General features: G+C 62.7%; 5 protein-coding genes and 1 pseudogene. 4 read left to right on the top strand and 2 right to left on the bottom strand.

Going from position 1 to position 8169, the window contains the following annotated elements; genetic code table 11:
- Window positions 1-315: aminotransferase class I/II-fold pyridoxal phosphate-dependent enzyme (locus tag IPK85_00200; GenBank protein MBK8245827.1), on the top strand; the 315-nt coding region annotated here is incomplete at its 5' end.
- Between the two features lie 105 nt (window positions 316-420).
- Here the strand turns inward: IPK85_00200 and IPK85_00195 are convergent.
- Both IPK85_00195 and IPK85_00190 read right to left on the bottom strand, forming a co-directional pair.
- A complete protein-coding gene (locus tag IPK85_00195; protein MBK8245826.1) occupies window positions 421-3576 on the bottom strand; it encodes a hypothetical protein in 3156 nt (1051 codons plus the stop codon).
- Between the two features lie 449 nt (window positions 3577-4025).
- On the bottom strand, window positions 4026-5369 hold the full coding sequence (locus IPK85_00190; protein ID MBK8245825.1) for a Fic family protein: 1344 nt from the start codon (window positions 5367-5369) through the stop codon (window positions 4026-4028).
- Window positions 5370-5697: 328 nt separating this feature from the next.
- Between IPK85_00190 and IPK85_00185 the strand changes: the two genes are divergently transcribed.
- From IPK85_00185 to IPK85_00175, 3 genes and pseudogenes are all read left to right on the top strand, one after another.
- On the top strand, window positions 5698-6027 hold the full coding sequence (locus IPK85_00185; GenBank protein MBK8245824.1) for a GIY-YIG nuclease family protein: 330 nt from the start codon (window positions 5698-5700) through the stop codon (window positions 6025-6027).
- 1 nt (window position 6028) lies between these two features.
- Window positions 6029-6655 (top strand): restriction endonuclease subunit S, encoded by a 627-nt coding sequence (locus tag IPK85_00180; GenBank protein MBK8245823.1) that lies wholly within the window; start codon window positions 6029-6031, stop codon window positions 6653-6655.
- Window positions 6652-8161: pseudogene (locus tag IPK85_00175) on the top strand (type I restriction-modification system subunit M). Before IPK85_00180 ends, IPK85_00175 begins: the two are co-directional and overlap by 4 nt.
- Window positions 8162-8169: the final 8 nt, after the last annotated feature.

The following is an 8169-nucleotide window of genomic DNA, read 5'->3' as shown; positions in this document are numbered from 1 at the left end:
ACCGCGATCTATGAAGTACAGCGCGCGGAGATGCAGCGGCGGCGCGACTTCCTGCTGCCGACCCTGGCCGAGATGGGGTTGCGCGTGCCGTGCGAGCCGGATGGCGCCTTCTATGTGTATGCCGACATCACGCAGCACTCGCACGATAGTTGGGCTTTTGCGATGGGATTGCTCGAGGCCACGGGGGTTGCCGTGACTCCCGGGAAGGACTTCGGTGACCATCGTGCGAACGAGTTCATCCGGATGTCGTACACGTCCAGCATGGCACAGCTCGAGGAGGGACTCGCCGCGATGCGGAGCTTTCTTGACGGATAGCCCTCCCTAACCAGAGCGCCGTTTGTCCACCTAGCCGCCGATCCCCGCCGTCTGAGAGGTCATCTAATGGTCCGCGCTCCCCGACGCTACCGATCGGCAATCTCTTCACGCGCGCGAGGTGTGCCAAAGCTCGCGATACTCGTCTCGACCTGCCTCGCCCAACCGATTGACGAGTGCTATTGCGTGTTTGCGCACGTCGCCGCCAGCTGATATCGCCATACGCAAGACCGGCGCGACGTCCTCGAACGGGAGGTACTGATGACTACCCGCGAGCGCCCGGTCGATCAGTGCGGTTGTAATCTCCAATGCCACGTCAACATCGTGGCGGGCCAATCGAGCGAGACGGCTCCACGTCTGGAGAGCCACATGCGACTCGGGCGTGGGCAGTCGAACCGTCCGCAAACCGAGGCGCAGCGCGTCCGCGGGTGGGAGGTGGGGCGTCACAATGAACCAGTGCAGGGCGTCTGCCTCCCTCATCTTCTCCGGATTGTCGGATTCACGCTCTAACACACCTACCCTCCACTCCCAGAACTGAATCACATGCGTAACGAGCGCTCCGACATCGGCTTCGGTGCTATCAGCGAAACCGCGAAAGACCGACCAATACGCGCGACGTCGATCCTCGAGCGGTGCCCAAGCGAAGGTGTTTTCCAGGAGCTGATCCGCATCGCCGACCTTACAGAGACCCTGGGCTGCAGCTGCCATAACATGAAGCACGAACGCCTCGGTCAGAGGCGACTGTTGCGGCTCATCTGCCCGGATGAACTGGCGGGACATCTCCGCATACCAGCTCCGAAGAAACTCGAAGGCCGGCGCTCGCATCCGCGACTCCAGCAGGTATGTCTCCCACGCCGGGCGAGGCGACGGACCGTCTGACCTGAAGAGCCGCTCAGCCTTGGCCTCAACCCACTCCGGAACAAGCCAAATCAGGCGTGGCATCGCATGTCCTATCGCGGCCTCGACAGCCGATGCGCCGATTCGCTCGTCGGCCAGCACGGCGTCGAGCAATTGCGTGGTACTCTTGCGCAGGGCGGTGTCGGCTGGTGGCGGCCAAGTAGCGTCCGGATAGAGCTGAAGGAACCGCGTCCAGGTGACGGACATCGCCAATTCGACGACGCGCGCATGCGGGCTTGAGCGTCTGGCGTGCCACAGTGCGTCGGCCCCGTGGGAAGCCGGTTCGGAGTCTGTGGCTCTCAGGAGGAGAGCAGACGAGAGTGCCGCCTCAACGAACGCCATCACTGCCTCGACGTGATCCTGTGCGACGCCCTCCTGGCGGATGGAGGTCTCCAGGAGGTCGCAGACTGCGATAGGGACTTCGTCGAGCGCTTCCTTCACGTTCGTACTGATGGCCCGCTCGCAAGCGTCCCAAGCATAGGTCGCAAGGCCGCGCACGATGCTCCCGACAACGGGGCGTTTGGCACGCAGCGCATCGTCAAGACCCCGAACCACAGCGCCAATCATCCGCAGGGGCACGTTCCGGCGTGCGAGCTCAGGTATCAGCTCTACGAGCGCAGAGGGTTCATTTCCAATCAACTCCCGCAAAGTAGCATTGAGTCCGGCGGCCGACGCAGCCTCGAACGGGTCATCGTTGTCATCCGCAGGGGTCCAGGTGGCAAGCGTCCGCGCGAGATCCGGCGCTCGCATCCCCTTCAGCTCTTCCAGCGAGAACGGGCTTCGGTGTCCCACGCTCACGACACCGCTGGACCATGATCCTCGCTCATCGAGCGACCGCTGTCTTGCATCCGGAACGATGGGCGCGACCCCGAGGCGCGCTGCGAGGGCACTTAGTTGTAGGGGTATTCGGTCGTGGAACCACCGCAATCGCGTGCTTTGCCATGACTCCTGGATCCTGGCGCGCTCCGGCCCTGAGTCTTCAACCCCCCAGAATTCCAACTTTCGACGGATACTCTCTTCGTCGAGCCCTGCCTCGATGCGCGAAACGAAAGCGTTTTGTGCCTGCGGACTCGCGGATGCAAAGTGCTTGCGCAGAAGAGGTGCAACTTCGCCAGCCCGATAGGCCGGAGAATCCGACTCGTCACTCATGAGCAGTCGGTCAAGGCGCGTGCGCAGAGGCTCGCTCAGGAGTTCCTGTTCGCCGATCAGCTTCCACTGGATGCGGCGCAGGATTTCCATCGAGGGATCCTCCAGGAGCTGAACAACAACATCTGCACTCGCGCCGGCGCCGATCCATCGACGGGACTGGGCCAGGATGTGACACGCCATCCGTGCGCAGACCCCGTCGTTGTCCCGACTTCCCTCGAGATCTGGACACCACCGGGCACTGGAGCCCTCAGAGAGTAGGCTCTCGCTCGCCCCTTCGTCCGTCTCCGACTGGGATTCAGGGGATAGGCGTGCGGCCCTAAAGGCGGTCGCAAACGCAATTCGCCCCCGGTCGATCTCGCGCATCCATCGCAACAATCGTTCAGTACAGAATGTGAGAGCTTCGCCGATATCGATCTCTTCGAGGGATGGCAACAGCTTATCGACAACGAGGTCACGGTCGAAGCTCTGGAGGCGACCCACCACCCACGCATCCCCTCGAGCGAGTGAGGATGCTTGCTCACGGAATCGTGCGCCGTAGTCCGTCGCATCCTCTCCGCCTTCCATGGGCAGCGGCTGCTTTGGAGTCGGCCACAGGAGAGCGTCGGCAATGTGCCGCGCGCACGGCTCCGCCTCCTCGGCGAGTCGGATCGCAGCCTTGATAGCCCGACGCGCAAAATACGGCGCGGTCTCAAGCCTGAGTCCGGCGCAGATGACGGGGGCTAGTTCGGCTGCTGCAGGAGCCGGGAGGCGAGTTGCCGCATCCGCCACAAGCCCGAGCACCCACGGATTGTCGAGGGATGCCGGTATCCTCCTGAGCTCCTCTACCACGACGTCCGGTTGGGTCGCCCCCACCCGAAGGAGATACTCCCCGGCAGGCCAATCGGCTGCGCGCCAGCCGTTCCCAAGCTTTTCGCGTTCAGGAGGATGGCCAAGCAGTCCATGTTCCCGCAGTGGCTCAAGCCAATCGAGCGGAGCGATCCTGAAGAAGTGTCTGGCCTGCACGGGGCGCGCGAGCAGGGCACGCAGCCGTTCAGTGTCTGCACTGCCTGGGTTGTGCTTGACCGCAAGTGCATCCAGCTCATCATACGCGCCGAACACTGGGCCGACCCTTCCGAAGAGCAAGTGCGCCAGCTTCTCGAACGAAGCCCGCAACGCCTGCGTGTCCGTGTGGGATCGCTCAGCCGAGTAGTGAGCGGCACTGTGGAACGTCCGGTGCACGTCGAGCCATTCCTTGACGACGGGATGACTATGATGCAGCGAGACAGCCGATGCAATCCGCGACCTTTGGCGCGTCTGGGATGTAGCGGCGTTACGCTCCAGAATCTCCGTGATGAGCGTGATTTGTTCCGCTTCTGTTGTCACTGATCCCGCCGTCTCGCGCAGTCGGACCGTCACCGCCCGCGCGATGCTCGCTGGGTCGCGTTCGGCTTCCTGACGCGCACCTTCCGCCCGTGCGTCGAGCTGACGCAAGACGCCGTTCACTAGCTCCCGTCCGGTGTGCGCAATGAGCTGTCCCAAGCCAGGCTCCGAAGGTCGCCCGCACAGCTCGCGCCCGATTTTGAATAGGCCGCCAAGCCCCGGGTCCATCTCGGTCAACGCGCGCAGGACCATTGCGTCCCGCGACTCACCCGGATCGTCGTGGCGAAAGTCTGGCGGCAGTTCAGGACTCATTCGTCGTTCGCGCCCTTCCCGCCGAGGCGCTCCGCCAGCAGATACTGCTGTGCCAGCTCTTCGCCACGCGCCGTCAGGACGCTTTCCCCGGTCGACGCATCCCGGCGCAAATGAGCAAGCCGGCGCCCATGTAAGATTCCAACCGTGCGGGGGTCGTACTCGTGCTGTCGCACCAGGGAGATGAGGTCGTCCCGCGTGATGCGGCCGCCACCACGCAGGATCTCAGCCAGAATCGCGTTTGTGCCCCGGGCGGGCTTTGCTGGGAGAGGGTGCGGACCTGAGCCTGAGGGCACGTAGTACCGCCCCCGCTTCTCACCTCTGGGCTCGATCACGTGACGTTCCGTCAGCATGTCGAGGTGATAGCGAATGACGCGCGACGTCTCACCAAGCGCATCCGCGATCTCCGTTGACGTGGCGCGCCCGCGCTCCACAATGAGCGCGGCGATTCGCTGCTGCAGTGACGAGAGCTCCGCGAGATCGCGCTCGATCTGCAGCTTGGCCTCCAGCGCGCGTTGCTGCGCGCGCAGGGCCCCCAGGAAGAAGAGGAGCCAGGTCCCGAATGCCGCAGGGTCAGCCCGCATGGCGATCTGTGACTCGCGTAGCGCGGCGTAGTAGGCCTGCTTGTTCTCTTCGATCACGCGCTCGAGGGACGCATAAGGGACGTAGTCATACCCTGCCCGCAGCAGGAGCAACACCGTGACGGCCCTCGCGAGGCGGCCGTTGCCGTCTTGGAACGGGTGAATCGCAAGGAAGTCCACCACGAACCGCGCAATGACGACCAGGGAGTGCAGCGTTCGGTCATCGAGCGCAGCGTTCGTGGCGTCGACCAGCTCGCTCATGAGGCGCGGCGTCGCGAACGGTGTTGCCGTCTCGAAGAGCACTTCGACGACCCGGTCCCCGTCCTTGAGCACCACGTCGTTCGGGAGCGTCTTGTACTCCCCGCGATGCCGCTCGTCCCGCGAGGAGTATTTCAGCAGGAGCCCGTGGAGCTGCCTGAGGTGGTTCTCGGTGAGCGGGATGGAATCGTGGCTTTCGAAGATCGTGGTGAGCAGCTCACCGTAGCCGCGTACCTCTTCCTCGTCGCGTTGCCGGAACGAGTCTACCCGGAGTCCCCCGAGAACTTGTGCGACCTCTGCGTCGGTGAGTCCCGCCCCTTCGATGCGGGTGGACGAGCCGGTGGATTCCACCGTACTCACGTGCCGCAGTTGGGCTAGTCGCTCCGCACGCAGTTCCTGGAGCTTGCGCCAATGCCCCCGAAAGTGGTCAAGCTCACCGACCAGTCGGGTCAGCTCACCTGTCTGCCGGCGATCAAGCTGTGGGTGGAAATCGTCTCGTCCGATCGACAATTCCGGAAATATCTGAAGTTGACGTCAATAATGTTGCCGTATTACGTCAAAAGCAAATATGAAATCCTCTAACACGAAAGCCGTTACTCACAATAAAGACGGTTGACAGGCCGCCAGACGCCGCGTATCTATCCGTTTGCGCCGAGGATACAGTTTACTCGGCGCAAAAGAGAAGGCCCGCGTTGACGCGCGGGCCTCTCGATCAACCTTTTCGAGGTTCGCGTGGGCGTCCCTGCGATCGTGTTGGGGTGTGGCAGCGCCAACATACGTCGTCTTCCGGGTCCCGTCCATACGGCCTCAGCCCCCAAGGAGGGGGAAGACCGTGAGCGTTACGACCAGTGAGGCCCAGATTGCCCTGACCGGGAAGTCAGGGAAGCAGTACCAATTCACCGCTTATCCTCGACACTTCACGTGGAATGAAGTCCCCGGGGTGTACGTGATCCTCCGAAACACGTCCAGCGGCACCGTCCTCTACGTCGGCGAGACCGAGAACCTCAAGGACCGGATGGCGAACCACCACAAGCAGGCCTGCTTCGATCGAAATGGCTGGACGCACCTTGGCTGGCTGGGCGAACGTTCGTCCACTCGCCGCCTGGAGATCGAAAGCGACCTGATGCTCCGGTACCGCCCAACATGCAACGACCAGGTTTGACGTGAACACCGGGACCTCGGCCGTAACGCTGTCTGCCATCGGTGATATCGCCGAGGTCCGCCCGGGGCTGTCGATCGAGGGGAGGATGGAGCATGTGGAGGGTGGGAGCCACCAGCTCATCCTGAGTCGCCATCTGACCCCTGGTGCGGGTTACCGGTTTACCGAGTCAGACCGCTTTTCGTTCGAGCCGGGACGAGACGCCGATCGGTATCGGGTTCAACCTGGGGATGTGCTCTTCATGTCCCGCGGTGCCCGGAACGTCGCAAGTTGGTTGGAAGAGGTCCCGGAACGCTCCGTAGCACCGGTCTCCTTCTATGTACTGCGTCCCGGGGCCGACATCGACGCCGCCTACCTCACGTGGTGGCTCAATCAACCGGCAGCCCAGCGAGCGATATCAGACATCCGCACAGGCGCTGGAACGCCGCTGGTGCAACGCAAGCCCTTCGCTGAACTACGCCTGCCACTCCCGGATCGCGCGACCCAACGGACCGTCGCGTGCCTTGGCGCCGCGATGGTACAAGAACGGACACTCCTCGAACGACTTTCTGCCTCCACTCAGAGGCAGCACGACCTGACCAATGAACGGATTGCGCGCGAACTACTCGCGCGTGCGGAGTTGAACCAATGACGAGCCCTGACACACCGCGCGGGAGCCAGCAGGAGATCAACGATATCCTCTGGCGCGCCTGCGACACCTTCCGCGGCACGGTGGACCCTTCGCAATACAAGGACTACCTGCTGGTGATGCTCTTCCTCAAGTACGTGAGCGACACCTGGGCAGACAAACGCGAGGAATACGCGCGCAAGTACGCGGACGATCAGGTCCGCGTGGAGCGCGCGCTCTCGCGTGAGCGCTTCGTTGTCCCGCCGACCAGCGAGTTCTCCTGGCTGTATGAGCGACGCGATGCCAGCAACCTCGGTGAGCTGATCAACCAGGCGCTGGAGGCTATAGAGGACGCCAACCGCTCCAAGCTGGAGAACGTCTTCCGGAAACATCGACTACAACAGCGAGCCCAACCTCGGCGAAACACGTGAGCGCAACCGACGGCTGCGACACCTGCTTGATGACTTCGCGAACCCCAAGCTGGACATGCGGCCCAGCCACGTGGGACACATGGACGTCATCGGCAACGCCTACGAGTACCTCATCGGCAAGTTCGCGAGCGATGCAGGCAAGAAGGGCGGAGAGTTCTACACACCCCCGGAAGTCGCAACGCTCCTGGCAAGGCTCCTCGCGCCAAAGCCCGGTGAGACGATCTATGATCCCGCGTGCGGCTCGGGGTCGCTGCTGATCCGCATGACCCGCGAAGTGGGCGGAGACAATTACTCGCTCTTTGGCCAAGAGGTGAACGGACAGACCTGGGCACTGTGCAAGATGAACATGTTCCTGCACGAGGTCGACAACGCGCGCATTGAGTGGGGCGACACGCTGAACGCCCCGAAGCTGGTTGAAGGATCTGCGCTTCGCCGCTTCAACGTCGTGGTTGCGAACCCGCCCTTCTCGCTCGACAAGTGGGGCGCTGAGAAGGCACCTGATGATCGGTACGGGCGATTTCATCGAGGAACGCCGCCCAAGTCCAAAGCAGACTACGCCTTCATTTCGCACATGGTCGAGAGTGCGGTGGAGGACGGCGGACGCGTGGGAGTGATCGTTCCCCATGGCGTGCTCTTTCGTGGTGGTGCGGAAGGCAAGATCCGTCAGAAGCTGATCGAGGAGAACTTGCTGGAAGCGGTGATCGGCTTGCCGGCGAATCTCTTCTTTGGTACGGGGATTCCTGCCGCAATCCTGCTCTTCCGGAAGGGGCGCACATCAACTGACGTGATGTTTGTGGATGCGAGCAGGGGCTTCGAACAGGGAAAGCGTCAGAACAGGCTGCGCGAGGACGACATCAACCGGATCGTGCGTGGGGTAGCAGGAGACGTGGACATCGAGCGTTTCGCACACCGCGCTACGCGCGCGGAGATCACGGAGAACGAGTACAACCTCAACATCTCCCGGTACATCGATACATTCGAGGCGGAAGAGGCGCTGGATCTCTCCACGATACAGTCAGAGATCGCACAACTCGAGCGCGAGCTGCTTGAGGCCCGGACAGAGGTACAGCAACACCTCCGTACGCTGGGAATCGGATGATGGCGGCG

The sequence above is a fragment of the Gemmatimonadota bacterium genome, from assembly GCA_016712265.1.
In the GTDB taxonomy this organism is placed as follows: Bacteria; Gemmatimonadota; Gemmatimonadetes; order Gemmatimonadales; family Gemmatimonadaceae; genus RBC101.
The sequence above is the reverse complement of the archived record's forward strand: the minus strand, read 5'-3'. Positions and strand labels throughout refer to the sequence as shown.